This window comes from Flectobacillus sp. BAB-3569 (assembly GCF_002270355.1).
In the GTDB taxonomy this organism is placed as follows: domain Bacteria; phylum Bacteroidota; class Bacteroidia; order Cytophagales; family Spirosomataceae; genus Flectobacillus; species Flectobacillus roseus.
In genome coordinates this window covers 171377-192324 of sequence record NZ_NJFZ01000009.1, presented here as the reverse complement: position 1 = coordinate 192324, position 20948 = coordinate 171377, and the positions used below count along the sequence as shown (strand labels likewise).

21 protein-coding genes, 1 other RNA gene and 1 pseudogene are annotated in these 20948 nt (G+C 37.0%); 8 read left to right on the top strand and 15 right to left on the bottom strand.

Going from position 1 to position 20948, the window contains the following annotated elements:
• The first annotated feature begins 200 nt into the window (after window positions 1–200).
• Window positions 201–1472, top strand: a complete 1272-nt coding sequence (locus BWI92_RS10070) for a sterol desaturase family protein (RefSeq protein ID WP_095162741.1) — start codon at window positions 201–203, stop codon at window positions 1470–1472.
• A 68-nt stretch (window positions 1473–1540) separates the two neighbouring features.
• Here BWI92_RS10070 and BWI92_RS10065 read toward each other — a convergent pair whose 3' ends face one another.
• Window positions 1541–2839, bottom strand: coding sequence for an acetyl-CoA hydrolase/transferase family protein (locus BWI92_RS10065; RefSeq protein WP_095162739.1), 1299 nt, complete (start codon window positions 2837–2839; stop codon window positions 1541–1543).
• A gap of 213 nt (window positions 2840–3052) precedes the next feature.
• Here BWI92_RS10065 and BWI92_RS10060 point away from each other — a divergent pair, with 213 nt between their 5' ends.
• The 3 genes from BWI92_RS10060 to BWI92_RS10050 are packed head-to-tail and all read left to right on the top strand — an operon-like array spanning window position 3053 to window position 4377.
• Window positions 3053–3277 (top strand): hypothetical protein, encoded by a 225-nt coding sequence (locus BWI92_RS10060; protein ID WP_095162737.1) that lies wholly within the window; start codon window positions 3053–3055, stop codon window positions 3275–3277.
• 3 nt (window positions 3278–3280) lie between these two features.
• Entirely contained in the window at window positions 3281–3562 is a 282-nt protein-coding gene (locus tag BWI92_RS28830) for a serine hydrolase (protein WP_095162735.1), read from the top strand.
• Entirely contained in the window at window positions 3559–4377 is an 819-nt protein-coding gene (locus BWI92_RS10050; protein ID WP_176464388.1) for a serine hydrolase domain-containing protein, read from the top strand. The genes BWI92_RS28830 and BWI92_RS10050 overlap by 4 nt, the downstream gene beginning before the upstream one ends.
• Window positions 4378–4381: 4 nt before the next feature.
• Here BWI92_RS10050 and BWI92_RS28155 read toward each other — a convergent pair whose 3' ends face one another.
• Window positions 4382–4912: an AraC family transcriptional regulator gene (locus tag BWI92_RS28155; RefSeq protein ID WP_229362942.1), complete on the bottom strand. Its 531-nt coding sequence runs from the start codon at window positions 4910–4912 to the stop codon at window positions 4382–4384.
• A complete protein-coding gene (locus BWI92_RS28150) occupies window positions 4909–5226 on the bottom strand; it encodes an AraC family ligand binding domain-containing protein (protein ID WP_229362940.1) in 318 nt (105 codons plus the stop codon). The genes BWI92_RS28155 and BWI92_RS28150 overlap by 4 nt, the downstream gene beginning before the upstream one ends.
• Window positions 5227–5524: 298 nt before the next feature.
• Between BWI92_RS28150 and BWI92_RS10040 the strand changes: the two genes are divergently transcribed.
• The 4 genes from BWI92_RS10040 to BWI92_RS10025 all read left to right on the top strand — a co-directional run bounded on the left by BWI92_RS10040 (window position 5525) and on the right by BWI92_RS10025 (window position 9950).
• Window positions 5525–6799 (top strand): sugar MFS transporter, encoded by a 1275-nt coding sequence (locus tag BWI92_RS10040; RefSeq protein ID WP_095162732.1) that lies wholly within the window; start codon window positions 5525–5527, stop codon window positions 6797–6799.
• A gap of 15 nt (window positions 6800–6814) precedes the next feature.
• Window positions 6815–8317, top strand: coding sequence for an alpha,alpha-trehalase TreF (gene treF / locus BWI92_RS10035; RefSeq protein ID WP_095162730.1), 1503 nt, complete (start codon window positions 6815–6817; stop codon window positions 8315–8317).
• 288 nt (window positions 8318–8605) lie between these two features.
• Complete coding sequence (locus BWI92_RS10030; RefSeq protein WP_095162728.1) at window positions 8606–9559, top strand: PPC domain-containing protein; 954 nt, start codon at window positions 8606–8608, stop codon at window positions 9557–9559.
• A gap of 130 nt (window positions 9560–9689) precedes the next feature.
• A complete protein-coding gene (locus BWI92_RS10025; protein ID WP_095162726.1) occupies window positions 9690–9950 on the top strand; it encodes a hypothetical protein in 261 nt (86 codons plus the stop codon).
• 523 nt (window positions 9951–10473) lie between these two features.
• Here the strand turns inward: BWI92_RS10025 and trmD are convergent.
• The 12 genes and pseudogenes from trmD to BWI92_RS09965 all read right to left on the bottom strand — a co-directional run bounded on the left by trmD (window position 10474) and on the right by BWI92_RS09965 (window position 20882).
• Window positions 10474–11160: a tRNA (guanosine(37)-N1)-methyltransferase TrmD gene (gene trmD, locus BWI92_RS10020; protein ID WP_095162724.1), complete on the bottom strand. Its 687-nt coding sequence runs from the start codon at window positions 11158–11160 to the stop codon at window positions 10474–10476.
• 18 nt (window positions 11161–11178) lie between these two features.
• Window positions 11179–11706: a ribosome maturation factor RimM gene (gene rimM, locus BWI92_RS10015; protein WP_095162722.1), complete on the bottom strand. Its 528-nt coding sequence runs from the start codon at window positions 11704–11706 to the stop codon at window positions 11179–11181.
• Between the two features lie 128 nt (window positions 11707–11834).
• A complete protein-coding gene (locus BWI92_RS10010; protein ID WP_095162720.1) occupies window positions 11835–12356 on the bottom strand; it encodes a 30S ribosomal protein S16 in 522 nt (173 codons plus the stop codon).
• Window positions 12357–12587: 231 nt separating this feature from the next.
• Window positions 12588–12984: RNase P RNA component class A (rnpB, locus tag BWI92_RS10005), an RNA gene on the bottom strand.
• A 72-nt stretch (window positions 12985–13056) separates the two neighbouring features.
• Complete coding sequence (locus BWI92_RS10000; protein ID WP_095162718.1) at window positions 13057–14469, bottom strand: DUF4403 family protein; 1413 nt, start codon at window positions 14467–14469, stop codon at window positions 13057–13059.
• A gap of 37 nt (window positions 14470–14506) precedes the next feature.
• Window positions 14507–15499, bottom strand: coding sequence for a DUF2027 domain-containing protein (locus BWI92_RS09995; RefSeq protein WP_095162716.1), 993 nt, complete (start codon window positions 15497–15499; stop codon window positions 14507–14509).
• 123 nt (window positions 15500–15622) lie between these two features.
• Window positions 15623–16483 carry a DUF2279 domain-containing protein gene (locus tag BWI92_RS09990; RefSeq protein ID WP_229362937.1) on the bottom strand — a complete coding sequence of 287 codons (861 nt, stop codon included), beginning with the start codon at window positions 16481–16483 and terminating at the stop codon, window positions 15623–15625.
• Window positions 16484–16634: 151 nt separating this feature from the next.
• Window positions 16635–17705, bottom strand: a complete 1071-nt coding sequence (gene leuB / locus BWI92_RS09985) for a 3-isopropylmalate dehydrogenase (protein WP_095162714.1) — start codon at window positions 17703–17705, stop codon at window positions 16635–16637.
• An 85-nt stretch (window positions 17706–17790) separates the two neighbouring features.
• Entirely contained in the window at window positions 17791–18162 is a 372-nt protein-coding gene (locus BWI92_RS09980; RefSeq protein WP_217903397.1) for a four helix bundle protein, read from the bottom strand.
• Between the two features lie 95 nt (window positions 18163–18257).
• Window positions 18258–19771, bottom strand: a pseudogene (locus BWI92_RS09975) (alpha-isopropylmalate synthase regulatory domain-containing protein).
• 99 nt (window positions 19772–19870) lie between these two features.
• Window positions 19871–20467, bottom strand: a complete 597-nt coding sequence (leuD, locus tag BWI92_RS09970; RefSeq protein ID WP_095162712.1) for a 3-isopropylmalate dehydratase small subunit — start codon at window positions 20465–20467, stop codon at window positions 19871–19873.
• Between the two features lie 52 nt (window positions 20468–20519).
• A complete protein-coding gene (locus BWI92_RS09965; RefSeq protein WP_095162710.1) occupies window positions 20520–20882 on the bottom strand; it encodes a four helix bundle protein in 363 nt (120 codons plus the stop codon).
• Between the last annotated feature and the right edge of the window lie 66 nt (window positions 20883–20948).

Here is a 20948-nt window from a genome sequence, read left to right as displayed (position 1 = left end):
TTGGAATCCTATATTTCATAATTCATCATTAATACATTATATAACGAGGCAGTCTTTCGAGGCTGCCTTTTTTATTTATCTAAACCTCATTTTTTCAACAATTCAATAAATAGTAAAATATTATGAAAAAATTTAACTATTCGATAAATTAGCGTTTATTCACTAAACATCGTTCATCAACTCCCTAAATAGTATTGATTATGGAAAGGTATGGTCAGATTCTCAATTTTGCGATGCCCATTTTTTTATTGTTGGTATTACTTGAAAAAACCTACGGTTGGCTCAAATACAAGGATACCTTCAAGCCCATGGATATGCTTTCGAGTTTAAGTTCAGGCTATACAAACATCATCAAAGATGTTTTGGGAATCAGCATTTCCATCATTACTTATGATTGGATGGTAAACCATTGGGCAATTTATCATTTAGAATCTACTTGGGCGATTTATGTTACAGCTTTTATTGCTTTAGACTTTACGGGATATTGGGGGCATCGTTTGAGTCATCAGATTAATTTTCTATGGAATCAACACCTGATTCACCATAGCAGCGAGGAGTTCAATTTGGCTTGTGCTTTGCGCCAAAGTATCTCTACCTTTATCAATTTCTTTACCATATTCCTATTACCTGCCGCATTATTAGGTGTTCCAAGTATTGTGATTGCTACTGTTGCACCAATACATCTATTTGCTCAATTTTGGTATCACACGACGTATATCAATCGTATGGGCTGGTTAGAACATATTTTGGTAACGCCTTCACATCACCGAGTTCACCACTCTATAAATCCCGAATATATTGATAAAAACCATTCACAGATTTTTATCATTTGGGACAAAATGTTTGGTACCTTTCAAGAAGAGTTGCCTTCAGTTCCATGTGTTTATGGCATCACTGTTCCTGTAAGAACGTGGAATCCTATCAAAATCAACTTCCATCATATCTGGATTTTAATACAAGATGCTTGGCATACCAAAAATTGGATAGATAAAGCCCGAATTTGGTTTATGCCCACAGGCTGGCGCCCAGAAGATGTGAAGGACAGATTTCCTTTGGCTAAAATCGAAGATGTTTATCATTTCCAAAAATATACCCCTGAGACTTCGAGTAAACTGGCGACTTGGTCATTTATCCAATTCTTTTTCACCTTTGCTTTGATTGTATATTTCTTTGGGCATTTGGCACAAATAGGTTCGCCTTTGATTTTTGTGTACGGAGGCTTTATTTTCCTAAGCGTATATGCTTACACCGAAATGATGGACCTAAATCCACATTCTTTTTGGTATGAGTTATTTAAAAATATTATCGGATTAGGACTCATAGCCCATTTGGGCGATTGGTTTGGGATGAACCAATACTGGATCGGAGTTGGATATTTTGTAGGGATCTATTTCGTCTTATCTACCATTATAACGGCTTACTTGGTATATTCTGAGAAAAAGGTTTTTCAACAGAAAATCTATACCAACTAGCTATCAGGTATTGTTTGTCAGCTTTCGGCTAGTAATACCTTTTCCGAAAGCTGGCAAGCAATACTCAACTATACATACATATATACCCCTTGTGAATATTGATGTTTGAAACGTTCAAAAGCCTCTTGTTCCAAACGCTCCTGATGGTCGGGGTGGGCTACTTTAATTAATTCTTTCGCTCTTTCCACCAAATTCTTTCCATACAAATAGGCAATTCCAAATTCGGTAACTACATAATGTACGTGCGCACGTGTTGTTACCACACCAGCACCTTCTTTCAAATGTGATACAATTTTAGAATCGCCATCTTTTGTCCCTGCCGCCATGGCAATAATAGGTTTTCCTCCTTCCGACAAACCAGCTCCACGCATAAAATCCATCTGCCCTCCTACACCAGAATACATTCTGTAACCAATACTATCTGCACAGATTTGTCCAGTAATATCGATTTCAATGGCACTATTAATAGCAGTAACTTTAGGGTTTTGACGAATAATGGCGGTATCATTTACATAATCGACAGGCAACATATTAATCAAAGGATTGTCGTCCACAAAATCATATAGTTTCTGAGTACCACAAAGGAAGGTCGACACTATTTTTCCTTGATGTTTTTTCTTAAAACGACCTGTAATAACACCTTTTTCAACCAATGGAATAATGCCATCTGAGAACATTTCGGTGTGAATTCCTAAGTCTTTATGATTTTCTAGGGCTGCCAACACAGCATTAGGGATACTCCCAATACCCATTTGAAGCGTTGCGCCATCTTCAACCAAAGAGGCTACATTATTTCCAATTCTTTGTTCGATATCAGACGGTGTTCCCCACGTTACTTGATGCAAAGGTTGATCAAAAGGCACCAAATAATCAATTTTGCTCACATGAATTTGACTATCGCCTAAAGTTCTAGGCATAAAGCGATTGACCTGAGCAATGACAATTTTGGCAGATTCGAGCGCCGCTAAAGTCGCATCGAGAGATGTTCCTAATGAACAAAATCCATTTTTATCAGGTGTCGACACTGTAATGAGTGCCACATCAAGATTGATGATTTTTTGGCGAAATAGTCGAGGAATTTCAGACAAGAAAATAGGAATATAACTACCTCTCCCCTCCGCAATAGCTTTGCGAACATTTTTACCAATAAAGAACGCATTAGTATGAAAAATCCCTTCAAATTCTGGTCTCGTATAGGGTGCATCGCCTTCGGTATGCAAATGATAGATTTCAACATTTTGAAGATGATCAGCCAATTTCACCATTTCTTGAAGTAGGTGTTGTGGCGCTCCTGCCACACTATGCACATAGACTTTATCACCAGATTTAATAACTTTGAGAGCGTGTTCAGCAGATGTAATCGACATAAGTATGTAATTTTGAGGTTGGGATAGAAATTAATTTTATGACGGCAAGTTGGAGGAATAGTTTGGTCTTCAGAATGACTTTGGTCATTTAAAATACCTTTTTCTATCAGCTACTTTTTGTACAATTCCGATATTTACTTTACCTAACAGCTTAATTTTAAACCCATTCGCTAATTTCTTATCAATAAATAATCAAGAAACCGTAAATTTGACATGGAAACTAATTACATGCCCCTACATATCACTCGCCTTTGGAAGAATATTGCTGGTCAAGGTTCAAGAAGAAAAAGAAATCGTTTTAGGGAAATGTATAAGCTTCATTTGGGAATAACTTCTGATGAATACTTCTACCAAATCATGCGTGGAGAAGTAAAAATACCAGAACCCGATATTCAATATTGTGAAACCTTAATTCGAAATATTAAACAACAGCGATAGCCTATGAGATTCATTCTACTTCTATGTATATTTTTGACTCAAGATATATTGGGGCAGTCGTTAAAAAAAAGCTTAGATTCGACGATTTCTCATCATTTTGCAGGAAAAGAGGCGGGCGGTGCATTCTTGATTATTGAGAATACTAAACTACTTTATGAAAAGGGTTTTGGCTTCGCTGATATCTCCCAAAAACTTGCTAACACTCCTTTCACCAATTTCCGACTAGCCTCAATGTCCAAACAATTTACGGCTGCGGCGATAGTGTTATTAGAAAAAAAGGATTGATAAGTTATGAGGATAAGCTCAGTAAATTTTTCCCCCAATTCGACGGAGTAGTTTCTAATCGCATCAAAATCAAACACTTGCTAACTCATAGCTCAGGGATTTTAGATTACGAAAGTTTGATTCCTTCTAGTCGTCAAGTACAAATCAAGGATGCAGATGTGGTAAGTTTATTGGCTACAGAAAACAAACTTTACTTTGAACCAGGGACAGAGTTTAGATATAGTAATTCTGGTTATTGTCTGTTGTCACAAATTATTGAAATAGTTACAGGCGCGCCTTTCGAATTATTTGTGACAGAAAATATTTTCAAGCCCCTAAAGCTCAAAAATACTTACTATTACAATATTTATTCAAAAATGCCTCTCCGCGCTTTGGGTTATGCACTTAGCCCGAGCAATCAAGTAATTTTAGCAGATCAAAGTGTTACAAGTGCAACCAAAGGAGATGGTTGTATTTATAGTAATATAAGAGATTTTCAAGTTTGGAATGAATCCTTGGTTAATAACACCTTGTTTAATTTATTTGAAGAACTTCAAAAAGTTCAAGCAAACGCTCTACCCAATAGTCCTTTAAAGTATGGCTTGGGATGGTTTTTTACCCAGCAAGATAAAACTTGGGAGCTGTATCATTCAGGCAGTACCTCGGGTTTCAGTAATGCTGTACTATGGTTACCACAGAAAAAAATTTTAATGGTATATCTAACCAATCTTGCTGATAATCATGTTATTGAGGAAAAAATTATGCAAGTACTTAAAGCACACAAAGTCATAAATAACACTTTCGATTTCCGTAAAGCGCTGTCTCTCACTAGATAGAGTTCTACTTTTGCAAGGCAAACTGAGAAGGTTGTACTTGTTTTAATTTTTTAAATACTCGTCCAAAATAAGATACATTATTAAACCCGCTTTCAAAACAAGCATCGGCTACTGTACGACCCTCATTGAGTAATTTACAAGCATGATTTACCCTGTATTCATTCACAAAGTCTGTGAAGGTTTGATTGAGGTTTTTCTTAAAATAATTACAAAATGCAGGAACAGTCAAATTGGCTAGTTCTGCCACCTGTTGAACTTCTATTTCTGTAGTAAAGTTTTCCTCCACAAATTGGTAAATTTTACGTAATCGAAGTTGATCTCGCATGCCAAAATCATAGCGAGTTTCTCTTTTATTCAACAATTCAAACTCATTTGAATTCGCTAAAAATTCCAATAAATTCAATAAATATACCATCCGCTGAAAAGGCGGTATCTCTTTTATTTTAAGTAGTTCTTCTGAAACTGTTTGCTTGGTGACACCTTCAAATTTGATACCCTGTAAGCCTCGCTCTAATAGTTTCTTGATATTTTTCATTTCGGGTTTGTGCAAAAAACCTTCTCCCAAAAATCAGGCATAAACTGGATTACCACTTCCTCGTGCTCGCCAATTGCACCAAAACCAAAGCCTCCATGAGGCACATTTGACCCAATTAATACCAAATCGCCTTCTTGGTAATAACTCAAATGATTGCCCACGTGGCGTCGACCGTTACCACCATATACACAAACAATCTCAATTTCGGGGTGATAATGATAGTCCCAAGCAAAATCCTCGGCTTTAACTTTTTGGTGTAATAATCTAAAGGAACTTCCTTCATCTGCCTGTATTCTTTCGTAGCCTGTCTTCATTGGTTTAGTGATAATGTTACACGAAATTCACTTTTGTCTTTAATGCCCTCATTTCCAAAGAATAATGAAATATTTTTTTAGGAATAGGAGAAGATTGAATGCATGCAATAAAACCTAATTATTCATTGTTTCTCAAAATTATATATAAAAATATTAATACAGTGCTAATACTGCGTAATAAAAGAGTAGTTACCCGCTTAAAATACACGCTAAATTTGTACGTCATTAACCATTTATATAATTTATCTAAGAAAGCGGACTCTCCAGTCCGCTTTTATTTCTCAATCAAATAACACCGATGGCTCACTGGCGACTCAAACTCTCCCTTTTTATTAACTACTTCTTATTTGCCATGCTACTCAACAGTGTGGGTACGGTTATTTTGCAGGTACAATCTACCTACCATATTTCCGAATCCTCTGCTGGTATTTTAGAAGCTTTCAAGGATTTGAGTATCGCTATTATGTCGTTTGTTATGGCGTCATTTATTGGTCGATTGGGTTATAAAAAAGCCATGTTATTGGCTTTGGCATTAGTAGCAGGAGCAAGCATTGCCATGCCTTTGATGAATACCTTTTGGATGACCAAGTTGCTATTTGCCACCGTTGGTATTTCATTCGCTTTAATAAAGGTTTCGGTGTATGCCACTATTGGTTTAGTCACCAAAGACGAAGGCGAGCACATTAGTTTTATGAACTTCATCGAATCATTTTTTATGATTGGTATCTTGCTAGGAAACTTCATCTTTAGTCTTTTTATCGATGACACTAATCCTAGTTCAAGTTCGTGGACACAAGTATATTATTGGTTGGCAGGCTTAGCCATTATTGCTTTTTTGTTATTGTACACCACTCCAGTTTCAGAAACTACCAATAATGATTCTCAAAGCGAAAGCAGTTCTTTTGGCGAAATGTTTCGTTTGGCAATTGTGCCAGTGGTGCTAGTATTCGTGGCAAGTGCATTTATCTATGTACTTATCGAGCAAAGTATTATGAGTTGGTTGCCGACTTTCAACAATAAAGTACTTCATTTACCTGCAACATTGAGTGTACAAATGGCAAGTATTCTCACAGCTTCGGCAGCTTTGGGTCGCTTTTTTGCTGGAATTTTATTACGAAAATTCCCTTGGTTATTCGTCTTAACTATATGTATAATCGCAGCTGGTAGTCTTGTTATTTTAGCATTACCACTTGCACAAAATTTAGGAAATGAAGCCATTACTGGCTGGGGAAATGCTCCGTTAGTAGCATTTGTCTTTCCTCTCATTGGATTTTTAATCGCGCCTATCTATCCCGCAATCAATTCTATTATTCTAAGTACCTTACCACAAAAACAACACGGGCTTATGTCTGGCCTTATCGTTATTTTCTCAGCGCTAGGCGGTACAACTGGTTCATTTATAACTGGTCATATCTTTGAGGCCTTTGGAGGTCAGACAGCCTTTTATTTCTCATTGATTCCAATGGGGATTCTCATAACGCTTTTGTTTTTTTCAAAAGAATACAATCCCGCTACCAAAGCAATCCCATTGACTTTGGCAAAGGTGGCGGTAGCCATTAACCATTTTTTATAAACAATACCTTTTAAAATGAATACGCACGCTGAGTATCTGGAGTTAAGTGCGTTCGAAGAGCTATTCGAAGACGTACAACTGAGTGGGATTTTTCCCGATTCCAAAACATTTAACGATTGTGTACCTCGGTTTGAAAAAGACCAAATTCTCAATACTTATCGAGAGCAAAAACTTTTTTTACAATTCGATTTAAAAGAATTTATCAAGTCCAACTTTATACTAACCACTAATCAATCTACTGAGTACACAAGTGATTCCGCAAAGCCTATCGAGCAACATGTAGATGGGCTTTGGGCGGTTCTTACACGACAACCCGACCAAGTGGGCGGTTCTTTAATTCCTTTGCCTTATCCTTACATAGTTCCTGGAGGACGTTTTCAAGAAATTTATTACTGGGATTCATACTTTACTATGCTAGGGCTTTCAGTAAGTGGACGCTTCGATTTGATTGAGAATATGGTTGATAATTTTTCTTTTCTCATCAAAACCTTAGGGCATATCCCAAACGGTAACCGTTCTTATTATATCAGCCGTTCGCAACCACCTTTTTTCACCTTAATGGTAGCTTTGCTACAAGAAGATTCGAGTGATGATTTATTTCTAAAATATCTATCTGCTATCGAAAAGGAATATAATTTCTGGATGAGTGGATTTGATTCCTTATCAAATGAATGGCAAGCACATCGACGCGTTGTCAAAGGCCCTAAAGGTGCACTATTAAATCGTTATTATGATGACATGGATACGCCTAGACCTGAAGCTTACAAAGAAGATATCGAAATAGCCCACTTATCTCTCCGAAAATCTTCAGAAGTATTTAGAGACCTTAGAGCCGCTGCCGAATCAGGTTGGGATTTTAGTAGTAGATGGCTAGCAGATGGTAAGCATTTAGAACAAATCGTTACCACGCAAATTATTCCTATTGACTTAAATTGTTTGCTTTATCATATCGAAACAGTTTTGGAACAATCTTATCTTAAACTAGGAGATAAAGAGCAACAGGAAAAATATGCAACTCGAGCAGCAAAACGGAAAAATGCTATTTTGGAACTATGCTGGAACCCTCAAAAACAACTCTTTTTTGATTACAATTTCATTCAACAGACACAAACACAGGTAGAATCATTGGCGAGTACTTTTCCTCTTTTCTTTGAAATTGCTACAAAAGAACAAGCTAACTCGGTGGCTATGAGTTTAGAGACTAAATTTTTGAAAGATGGAGGACTCCTAACTACCACACTTAAGACTGGTCAGCAATGGGATTCGCCTAACGGCTGGGCACCACTTCATTGGATAGCTTATAAAGGACTTCGTTTGTATAATAATGATGTTTTGGCTACCAAAGTTAGAGAGGCATGGCTTCTGACCAACAAGAAGGTCTACACCCAAACTGGCAAAATGACAGAAAAGTACAATGTTGTAGACACTACCCTACTAGGTGGAGGCGGCGAATATCCCAATCAAGATGGTTTTGGCTGGACCAATGGAGTATTCTTAAAACTTTTCAGTGACCTATAAACACGAGTAATTACTTGTAGATACATTTTGTTCTGTATGCTTTTTGTCAAACAGGGTGCGATTTAAGTCGTATCCTCTTTGACAAAAAGCATAAAAGTTTAATTTACAAACCTCAAGAGATACCACATACACAATTGTTTATAATAGACTTTTTGCTATTCCGTTTTGCTAGTAAATTATCAATCGAATTTGTAATTCGATTATCATGACTAAATCAGCGACTTTTTGCTTGTTTCTTTGTCCAGAAAGTCACTATTTGCAAATTGGAAAAACTTTAAAACTTTAAGAATGAAAAAAGTACTCTTTATTAGTAGTCTTTTGCTACTATCTGTAACCACATTTGCCCAGAAAAAGAAAACTCCTAAAAAAGGTAATTCCAAAGCCACTGTTGCTGTTGACTCTACCAATTTGTTAAACTTAAATCCTTTGAAGCCTAACCAAACTCAAGCCGAGGATTATATAGTGGCAAGTTTATTACCTAAAGACTTATCCTCAAATAAAAATGGTCAAAAGCAGTATTACGACTCCTATAAAATCTCATTAAAAGCTGGCGAAGAAATGATTCTAGAACACCAGTCAAGTGATTTTAGAGTAATGCTAGGTTTAAAGAGCCCAAATAAAAGCGTAAATACTGAGTTTAGTTACGATGCTAACCCATTTGGAGGTAATAGCTTTAACAAATTTCACTTCACGGCTCCAAGTACCGGAGTCTATACACTCTTGGCAACCTCAATGGATGCTGGTCAGACAGGAAAATATTCTATTCGGAAGACGATTTACGCCCCAAATGCACTAGAATCGAAAGTAGATGCCTCCTTGTCTAAGAATTTTAAAGCCTTGCTAAATGCTAAGAAAAATAAGTTTAAAGATATTCTTGGAGAAAAAATTAAGGTAGCCCGTAAGGAGAAAGCAATGGACAAAGCGACTGGTCAAGATAAATATAACGCCAAAGCAGAGTTAATATCAGGAAAGGCTGGGATTATCGTATTAGAAAATGAAGGACAATCTGCAAGCTACAAATCTGTATTAATTGAGTCTGAAAGCGAGGAAGAAGTCAAAACTCAGTTTCAACAATTGGTCAAGCAATTTCAAATTTTAACAAGAAGTTGGCTTGAACAACCATCTACTGACCTTAGCTATAGCACCTCGACAGATCAAGATATGGTTTCTTTAAACATTAGCTCCACAGAGGATAAAAAGAAAAAGAAGAAACTGTACCAGCTAAATTTCAGCTTAAACTAGTCTGTTTCGTACCCAAAATGAGAACAAAACAAAAAAAAGGTAGAAAATCTACCTTTTTTTGTTTATGCTAAATCCAAAATACATAAATAATCGTATATAGTTTAAAACCGTTGCAAAACAACCTTTGAAGATGATAAATACCTTTTTATTTTGGATTTGGATGGCATGGAGTTTACCTATGGGGATTTACAGAAGTCAATTTAGAAAGATTGTTTATCAAGATAATCATTGGAGTATCAATATCAAGCCTTACTTTCTAAAAGAGCTAAAGGGTTTATTTGGAAATATTTATCCTAATAATCCTGAGTACATCCAGAAAAGATACTTTTATAGGTTCTACTTAATGATATATATCATCTTAGGAGCAAGCTATTTTTTGAGCAAAACCTAAAAAAACACAAACAAAAAAGCCCGACACTACGAGCATCGAGCTTTCTGAATTATAATCCTTACTTTGTTTATTTTTAGTATCTTATATAAAAAAAATTATATTCCTCGAAAAACTGTGATATAGCTCATAAAAATGCTTGCTGTATCACTAATTGCTATTATTTACGATGCAATATACTAAATAACTATGAAATAAAAATAATTCCCTATAAAATTTCTGGATACACTCCTATTTATGATTTTTTGAATTACCATAGAAAAATCATGCTACATGCGGAATTATTAGTAGATTTTGATAGATTGGTATAACTTATACTTCTACACATTCACATCCTTACTCCATATCCTAAAGTTAGAATCAAAAAAGCATACTTATTTTTAGTAATTATTTAATAGATTTTACCAAGAAGCCTTTTTGATGAGTATAGTTATCCGTCTTCTATGAAGATCGATGGCGGTATTACTATTGAGTAGTAATCTCTATCATCTATATAGCAATAGTCGTGCTAAACTTTTTCAGCTAATTAAAAAACCGAATCATCCAATAAATCAGGTCGACGCTGCTTAGTTCGCTCGAGAGCTTGTTCAAAGCGCCATTCGATAATTTTCGCCTCGTGACCAGACAATAATATCTCAGGAATCTGGTGTCCTTCAAATTCTGCTGGGCGAGTATAAACTGGCGGAGCCAATAAATTATCTTGAAATGAGTCGGTAAGCGCAGAAGTTTCATCATTTAATACTCCTGGAATCAAACGAATAATAGCATCTGCACAAACAGCAGCAGCCAATTCTCCTCCAGAAAGTACAAAATCTCCAATCGAAATTTCCTTTGTAATAAACAAATCTCTTACACGCTGATCAACACCTTTATAGTGCCCACAAAGGAAGATCAAATTACCTTTCAATGAAAGAGTATTTGCGATACGCTGATTAAAAGGCTCACCATCAGGCGTCATATAAATCACCTCATCGTAAGTTCTTTGGCTTTGTAAATGACGAATACATCTTGCAATGGGTTCGATACTTAATACCATACCTGCACCACCTCCAAAAGCATAATCATCTACTTGACGATGCTTACTCAATGAATAATCACGAAGGTCATGTAATACCACTTCTACGTGGCCAGCCTCTGCACCTCTTTTGATAATAGAATGAGCAAAAAAGCTCTCCATTAGCTTGGGTACAACCGAAATAATATCAATACGCATGATTAGTAAGGGTTTGATTTAGTCATTCAAATACACATCCAGCAAGCCTTCTGGAAGATTTACTTGTAGCGTTTGCGCTTCTTTATCCGCACCTAAAACGATTTCTGGATCTACAGGAATTAATACCTCCTTGTTTTGATATGACATTACTAATAAGTCTTGTGCTTGCATTGCATAAACTGTTTGCACAAGACCAAGTGCCCCTAGTTTTTCATCAATCACCTGAAAACCTATTACTTCATGGTAATAAAATTGCTCTCCATCTAGTTCGGGCAATACTTCCAAAGGTAAAAATGCTTGAAGATTCAATAGTTCTTCTGCTTTTTCAAAAGTATCACAATCCTCAAACTTTACGATAGCACGGTTTCCTCTCAGTTGATAAGAATCCATAAAGAAAGGTACTAATTCACCTCTTACTTCAAGAAATACGCTGTCCATTTCCTCATAATCTTCAGGAAAGTCAACATCTAGCCACAGAATAACTTCTCCTTTTACCCCGTGAGTTTTGGTAATTTTACCTAATTCAAAACAATCTTCTTTAGTCATTGTAGTATTTTATGGTAGGGACAACTTTGTTTAAAAGTGGCCTTAGTATCAGTATAAACAAAAAATGATACAAATCTAGAATAATAATAGATTTGTATCATTTAATATAGGTAATGTCTTTTTGAGAATTACTCTGCAGACTCTTCAGCAACTTCTTGAGATGCCTCTTCAGCAGCAGGAGCTTCTTCAACTACAGCGTTTTTCTTTGCAATAGCTTCAGCACGAGCAGCATTTACTTTAGTTTCTTCAGCTAAACGAGCAGCTTTCTCAGCTTCTTTCTTAGAAAGTAATGAATCAGCTTTTCCAGAGATTTTAGAATCTTTAACATTCTTCCACTCACTGAATTTAGCATCAGCAGTTTCTTGAGAAATAGCGCCTTTGTTAACACCTACTTGCAAATGTTTTTTCAACAATACGCCTTTGTATGACAAAATCGCACGAGCAGTATCAGTCGGCTGAGCACCATTCAATACCCATTGTAAAGCTTTATCATCATTAAGATTGATGCTTGCAGGGTTTGTGTTTGGGTTGTATGTACCGATTTTTTCGATGAAACGACCATCACGAGGAGCTCTAGCATCTGCTACTACGATATCGAAAATCGCTAATTTTTTACGTCCACGACGTGCTAATCTAATTTTAACAGCCATTTTTTATTTACTTTTTAGTGAAGGAACCCGTCCCTCGGTTATGGTATTTGTAAATTGGAGTGCAAAGATAATCAAAATTACGCAGTTAGCAAGGTTCTTTGGGAAAAATCTCAAAAAAGTATTCAAAATTATAGAAGATAATTATGTTGACACAAAATTACCTCACACAAAGACCTTTTTTGCCAAAACGTAGTAAAAAACTACTCGAAGCAAGCTCCGAGTAGTCATAAGACCTAAAGCAAATCTATAAGCCGGATTCTGTCAGTCACAAAATGTCCAGTTTTGCGCTGTCTTACCATTTATCTCGACGAATCGTCACCGATACGCTCTATCAACCTACCCACTGACATCGGGCGAGCAGCCCTTTTTCCAAACCCGAAAGTTCTTCTCGCCAGCCTATTTGGTCTTTCAACTCATGAGGTTTACCTCTGCCCCGCTTGTCACCAAACGGGCGGTAGGCTCTTACTCTACCTTTTCACCCTTACCCTTACAGGCGGTAATTTTCTGTGGCACTAGCTGTCACGTTTTCGTCACCAAAACCGTGCCTTCCCGTTAGGAAGCATGATGCTCTGTGTTGTCCAGACTTTCCTCCCCTACATAAAGCAGAGGCGATAAGACGACTTACTTCGCCACAAAGGTAACTAAATTTATGGATTGTTTGCAATATGCTCGAATTACGAGCCTATCTAGCTACGAAATACTACAATCCATCGACTTTAAGATTTAACTTGCCTTTGGCGAAAATCACAGCGACAATTGAGTTTGGTGTTAAATAAACTTTGTCGGGATTTAGGTCTGTAATATTTCCATTCAGGCTGATTCCTTTACTAACTTGTTTGTTCAAATTAGCTTGAATCTGTTTCTTCATATCATCCACTTGACCTCCAATTTGAAATGTCATGGCATTTTTCATTACAGAGTTAAACTTTCCTTGAAAAATCCAACTTGCCGTACGATGTAATAGATTTTTTGTTTCTAAATCGTAGTCAAAATGGTCGAGATAAACAGACTTTGTTTCGGGATTATATGTTGGAATACCTTTGTAATAAATATTGCCATTGACACTGCCCTTCAATCCTGCTTTAATCACTACTTTTTCGTTGCTACCATAAATATCCAAGGCAGTTACACCGACATTATATTTACCCTCTTTGAATGAAAAGTTTTGTCCCACAAGCGTATCAGCTGTAAGTCTAGCAGCTTCACTAAATGGAATTTCGGCAATAATTCCTACTTGGAAATCTTCAGGAATTTGCTGTACAACCTTCAAGTCTGGAACAGAGGTTACTGGCTGAACTGTAGGTTTTGCCCCAGTAACTGTCTCGGTATATGCTTTAATGGCAATGGTTGATTTAATGCTATTTCCTGTAGTAACCAATGGCGTCATTTGTAGCTCTACAGGATTGACTTTCAACCACGTACGATATTTGTCTGAGAGTAAATAAGGTTGCATAGAAGTATTCCAAGCTTGGACAACATACTTCTTTATATCCACATTTTTGCGCACGGCATCATCCAAGGCCTTCAGGATTGTTCCTTGTTTGGAGGTCAATGCTTTTTCGACCAAAGAAGTAACATTGATATCGTATCCAGCTATGCGAATGGTTGGCTTTTTGACCCAATCATAACCCATCGGGAAACTTTGTACATTGGCCTCCCAATTGGGGTTGATAGAGAATTTTGAACCAAATTTCACATTAAAATCAAACTGTAACTCTTGTGCTGGCAATTGCATTCCCATCACCTTATATCCTACTTTTACCCAAACTTTGAGTGGTACAGTGAAGTTAAAAGTCTCATTTTGGGCAGTTACCGTAATATCTTCTCGCTTCCAGACTTTACACATGAAATTATCATAATTGTTGTCGTCCATGCTATTGTCCTCAAATACCAAATCCTTGACGTTGGTATTAATCTGACGAGATACGTCTGCCATTGTAATCTCGAAAGGTATTCCTAAGGTAGATAAATAGCGTTCCACTTGTTTCCCTTTAACATTATAAGATTCAGTCGGTGCAGTTGGGTTTGCGGTACTGGCACCTGTGTTATTTGAACTTGCGCAACCTTGCAAAATGAGGGCTCCTAGAGCAAAGGCAGCAATCAATTTTTTCATTGTGAAATTAGGGTTAAATGAAAAATGTCTTTAATTCTTACTTGATTTTCACTTTGGTTGCACCGTAACCAAACTTTTCTTTTTGTGAATCTTCGAAATATTTGACGTTTTTATGTCCAGAAAGTTTTTTGTGTAATTCATTTCTCAATACACCATTTCCTACGCCATGAATAAAAATAATTTCATCCATACCGTTAGCAATCGCAGCCTCAAATTGCTTCTCAAAAGTACTTAACTGTAATTCTAACATCTGTCTGTTTGACATGAACAAATAGTCATCTGACAATTCTTCGATGTGCAAATCTACCACTTTGGCTGGCTTGGGTGGTATAACCAGCGTGGGCGTAGATGATGTTTTCTCAAACATTTTCTCTACAATCTTTTCTGGTTCAATCTTAACTGGATTTATAGAATCCTCAATATCTAATTGAAACAAATGGGCATCTTGATTAAGAATTGGTGCCTTTTGTTTGTTTTTAAAAAATGTATTAATTCTGAATTTAATCGACTTAATCAAGGGTTGCTTCAACTGCATAAATGCAGGGCGATAATAGAACGCTTGAAAAGTAAAGGTTCCCCAATTTTCGAACTCTGGCACTAAAACATGTTGTACTTTTTGCTGCGTTTTGGGTTTCAATATCCCTGAAGCCAAGCCTTTATGATGAGGATCTGTGCCTACCGATAGCATAAACGGCAAATCCCAGTCAGTATTGTTGATGATGTACTGAGAAAGTTCACGGTCGTTGACAGGCACAAAAGCCATATAGATACCTTTGTTCGATAAAACATCGGAAGTTGTTGGACCAACACGGTCATAAATAGAACGCTGAGGCTCGAAAGTCGGCGAGGATGCAACTGGTGCTTTAAAAACCTTTTGTTCCAATTCCGAAATTACTACAGCTTCATTCCTTTTTACTGGAATACGAAAACCATCTTCAATTTCTACTTCTACGATATTATTTGGTAAGACTTTAGTTATTATTCCTTCTTCACGCCCGTGCACAAGACGAACTCTATCTCCTATATTCATTTTAAAATTGTTTTCGTTGGTTGAATGATAGCTCAGCTACCTATTTTTATACAATATTACAGACAATTTGGGTAACGAAATGTTATTTTCTCTTAAATCCTATTTCTAAAATATTGGTTCATGCTAAAAATAGATAGGATGAAAAATTATCCCGTTTTTAGCACTAAACTCAAGCGTTGGAGCAGGAATTTTGATTTGGTCTACAAGAAATAAAAGACCTTTTAAGAATTTAGATTTTGTTCGGATATGACTCAAATCAAAATCTACTGCGAGATAATATTGTCGGTATGGAAAAAACCCATTTTGCTGACTCTTAGCTACTTCTGCATTGACCATATCTTGAATACCATACCCTACAGCTAAGTTAAGCCATTTTGGAAATTTATTTTGTTTCGGTAAAAAACTACTGATATTTCCAGAAAACCAGTAGGTCTGTCCGTTGTAATCTTTGAGCCATTGTTCACTTGCGGATTTTCCCAAAAGCTTTGGGTTTTGAGCCGCAAGGCTAGTATTATGAAATGACCACTTGGGCTGTATTCGGGTTTCGCCCCACAAATATTGCTGCCCGACATAAAGACTTGGTCCAAGGATATTTGCTGCCATATCGCCCCAAGAAAAGCCATAATCTGGCTGAGTACCATCCAGTATTTCGATGGTAGTCATGAAGGTTAAACTAGAAATACCTGCCCATAACGCGGCTTTTTGTTGAGATAAGCCCGCCCATCTGAAGGCTTGAGAATTCACTCTGGTCAAATGATAATTGGTATAAAAATGCCCTAATTTATCAATTTGAAGCCATTCTGAATTATCGTCAAAAAAGCGAAAGCCTTGTGCTTTTTCACCATACCAAGCCGAACTTAGTCCTGCAATTGCTCCTGTGTAAGCAACTGATTCAGCCAAAATTAAATTCCGTAATCTTTGATGATGCAGCGTATCCGACTGTGCAAAAAGTGGATAATATCCTAGGAAGAAGGTAATGAACAAATATTTGAGAGAGCGAAAACCATGGTTTCAACATTAATAATGCACAAAGCTACAGGGATTTTTAGTTTTCTCCCAAATCAGTAAACTTTTATAAAAAGAAAAGGGACTGATTACTCAGCCCCTTTTTTAGAAAGATTATGTTTGATTAGAATTAGATTCTATTCAAAATTTCTTCTCCAATTGCATCTGTTCCCAAAATCATATCTTTAGGAGTATCTTTTGTAGCGATATCGCCCGTACGGAAACCAGCTTTTAGAACTTGGTCTACTGCGTTGATTACTACGTTTGCTTCTTCTTTCAAGCCGAAAGAGATATCCAACAACAACGCTGCTGACAATACAGAAGCCATTGGGTTAGCTAAGCCTTTTCCAGCAATATCGTGTGCAGATCCGTGAATTGGCTCATATACACCTGTACTGTCACCTACTGAAGCAGATGCCAACATACCCATTGAACCAGCAATTTGAGAAGCTTCATCCGTCAAGATGTCACCAAACAAGTTACCTGTTACGACTACGTCAAATTGCTTTGGATCTTTGATTAACATCATCGCAGCAGAGTCAACAAATTGATGTGTTACTTCTACTTCTGGATACTCTGGAGCAATTGCTTGTACAGTTTCTCTCCACAAACGGCTAGATTCCAACACGTTTGCTTTATCAACTGACATTAATTTTTTACCACGAGTCATAGCTGCTTCGAATGCTTTGCGAGCAATACGCTCTACTTCGTATTTGCTATAAATCATCGTATCATACGCTGTATTTCCGTCTTCGATACGTTCTCTTTTACCGAAATATACGTCACCTGTTAACTCACGGAAGAACAAGATATCTGCGCCTTTCAAGATTTCAGGCTTGATGCTTGATGCTTCTAATAACTCATCAAACAATTTGATAGGACGTAAGTTAGCATACAATCCTAACTCTTTACGCATTTTCAACAATCCTTGTTCAGGACGAACTTTTGCATGTGGATCGTTATCATATTTGATGTGACCAACAGCACCAAAAAGGATTGCATCAGAAGCACGCATTTTCTCCAAAGTCTCAGCAGGAAGTGGCTCTCCTGTAGCTTCGATAGCAACGTGACCGATAAGCGCTTCGTCATAAGTAAATTCATGACCGAATTTCTCAGCGATTTTCTCTAATACTTTTTTACCTACAGCGGTAACTTCTTGTCCGATGCCATCACCGGGAACGACTAAGATATGCTTTTTCATTTTATAATTATAGGGATAAGTCGCAAAGGCACATAGGCACAAAGTGGATAATCCCTTTATTTAGTTTTAATTCTAAATTTATATATTAAGCTATTTTAGCTTTTATTTTTGCGATTAAGCTCGTTAACATTCTTTCTATTTCTAAGCACAAACTTATCATCTTATTAAAATCAAAAATCTCAAGAAAATGTAGGTTACTGGCTATCTCTAATTGAGTTTGAATTTCGTATAACGACCCAAGCGCAATCTGCAAATATCGAAGATAACCCTTAGAAGTATTTCGTCCATAACCTTCAGCGATATTACTTGGAATTGAAATACTTGCTCTACGTAATTGAGAAGTAAGTCCAAACATTTCCGCCTGAGGAAAATTTCTCGTAAGTTGATATATGTCAGTAACAAGATTCATAGATTTTTGCCAAACCAATAAATCTCTAAAACTTTTTATTTGTGTCATAGTGTAGAATAGATGCTAACCTAAGAATATTATTGATTGTACTCCACGCACTTAACACACTTTGTGCCTTTGTGCCTAATTCACTTTGAACCTAACTAAATAATATTCAACATCTTCTGTGTCGCTTTGATTGCGGATACAGTTTGGTCTGAATCTAGCCCTCTGGTTTTAAACTCTTTGCCATTGTAATCCCATGTAATGATAGTTTCGCAAAGGGCGTCGGTTTTTCCACCTGGAGGAATACGAACGGCATAATCGGTAAGATTTGGCAATGAAACACCTTTGAGACAGTATATCTTTTTTAAGGCATTCATAAAAGCATCATATTGACCATCTCCTTGAGCACTTTCCTCATAAATTCTCTCACGAACTTGTACTTGAACTGTAGCAGAAGGTTTAAGGTTTTTAGAATGTGTCAATACATAATTCAATACAATGACTTTTTCTTCAATAGTATTGCTATCAAGAACGTCGGAAATAATGTATGGTAAATCTTCACGCGTTACCACCTCTTTTCTATCGCCTAGTTCAATAATACGTTGAGTGATTTTCTTGAGATCGGCATCATCTAATTTAATACCTAGCTCCTGAAGATTTTTCTCAATATTAGCTTTGCCTGAGGTTTTACCCAATGCATATTTACGTTGACGACCAAAACGCTCTGGCATCAAGTCATTGAAGTAAAGATTTTTTTTGTTGTCGCCATCTGCATGAATACCTGCAGTTTGTGTAAATACATTCTCACCAGTAATTGGCTTGTTCACAGGAATACGGAAACCAGAGAATGTTTCAACCAATTTACTAATGGTATACAATGAACTTTCATTAACAGAAGTTGTAGCCTCCTCCTTCATAAAGTCATTGATAATAGCAATAGCACTCGAGAGAGGGGCGTTGCCAGCTCGCTCGCCCATACCATTCACTGTCAAATGCAAGCCATGAGCTCCCGCTTTGATGGCTTCCATCACATTGGCGATACTCAAATCGTAATCGTTGTGTGCATGAAAGTCAAAATGCGTATTTGGATAGCGCTTCACCAACAAATCGATATACTCGAATGTTTCTCTTGGTGTCAAAACCCCAAGCGTATCAGGCAAAAGGACTCTTTTGATAGGTTGTTTCGTCAAAAAATCTAAATATTGTAATACGTATTCCTGAGAATTACGCATTCCATTACTCCAGTCTTCGAGATAAACATTACAATCAATACCTTTTGAACCAGCGAGTTCGATAACCTTAGCAATATCTGAAAAATGTTGCTCAGGTGTTTTTTGAGTTGGTGGGTTAGGTGGTTGAGGGAACCTTTGGTAAGCAAATTCATTACTTTAGCCCCTGCCTCCAGCATCCAATTTACTGAGGTTTCTCCATCGACAAATGTCAATACTTCTACCTTATCGATAAATCCATTTTCGGAAGCCCACTCTGTAACTTTTTTTACAGCTTGGAATTCGCCTTCGGATACTCTAGCAGAAGCAATCTCAATTCTGTCGACTTTTACTTCCTGTAACAGAAGTTGTGCAATTGTCAGTTTTTCGGGAGCGGAAAAAGATACACCACTGGTTTGTTCTCCATCGCGGAGAGTGGTGTCCATAATTTCGATATGTCTCATTAGCTGATGGCTAACAGCTTTCGGCCATCAGCTATAGGCTTTCAGCAAAAAAATTTAATGCTGATGCCGATAGCTGATGGCCGAAAGCCATGTGCTATATTAGTACAAACTCTTCTCTGCGAATGTTTTGATTTCTTCTTTCATTGATTGTAAATAATCGATGTCATCAAAACCGTTCAGCATATTATGTTTTTTGTAACCGTTGATAGCAAAACTTTCGCTTTCTCCAGTGGCAGCAATCGAGATAGTCTGAGCTGGAAGGTCAACAACTAATTCTGCTTTAGGGTCTGCTTCGATAGCTTGGAAGATTTTGTCCAAAAACTCAGGACTAACTTGTACTGGAAGGATACCGATATTCAAGGCATTACCTTTGAAGATATCTGCAAAAAAGCTAGAAACTACACAACGAAAACCGTAGTCATAGATAGCCCAAGCAGCGTGTTCACGGCTAGAACCTGAACCGAAGTTACGACCTGCTACTAAGATTTTACCTGAGTAAGTTGGGTTGTTTAGAACGAAATCTTGCTTAAGAGAGTCGTCACCATTATAACGCCAGTCGCGGAAAAGGTTATCTCCGAATCCTTCACGTTTAGTCGCTTTCAAGAAGCGAGCAGGGATAATTTGATCCGTATCCACATTTTCCAATGGCAACGGAACAGCTGTTGAAGTTAATATTTGAAATTTATCGTAAGCCATTTTTTGAGGGCTGTCGGGTATGGGCTGTCAGCTTTCGATAAAAGGCTAACACCTAAATCCTTTCAGCATTTAATTTTATAATAAAACTAAAAATCTGTTTTTTCAGCGATGTGAGATTAGAAAATAGTAGTTCATGCTTTTCCTTAGACAAAAAACCTAAATCGTAACATAATAACAACAAATAATCAACCTCTGAAGCTGAACTATAGGCTATTTTCAGGTATCTGGCAAATTCTTTTTCTCCGATTGTACCACAACCTTCAGCAATATTGTTAGGAACAGAAACAGCGGCTCTTCTCAATTGTGAAGTAATTCCGTATTTCTCTTCAATTGGAAACAATTGAGTTTCTTTATAAATCAATAAACAAATCTCATGTGCTTGTCGCCAAATATGAAGTTTTCTAAAGTCCCTCATAAGGTTAAGATATTTTGAAGAGTGTAGAAAATTTGCCGATTGCTGAAAGCCTACAGCCGAAAGCTA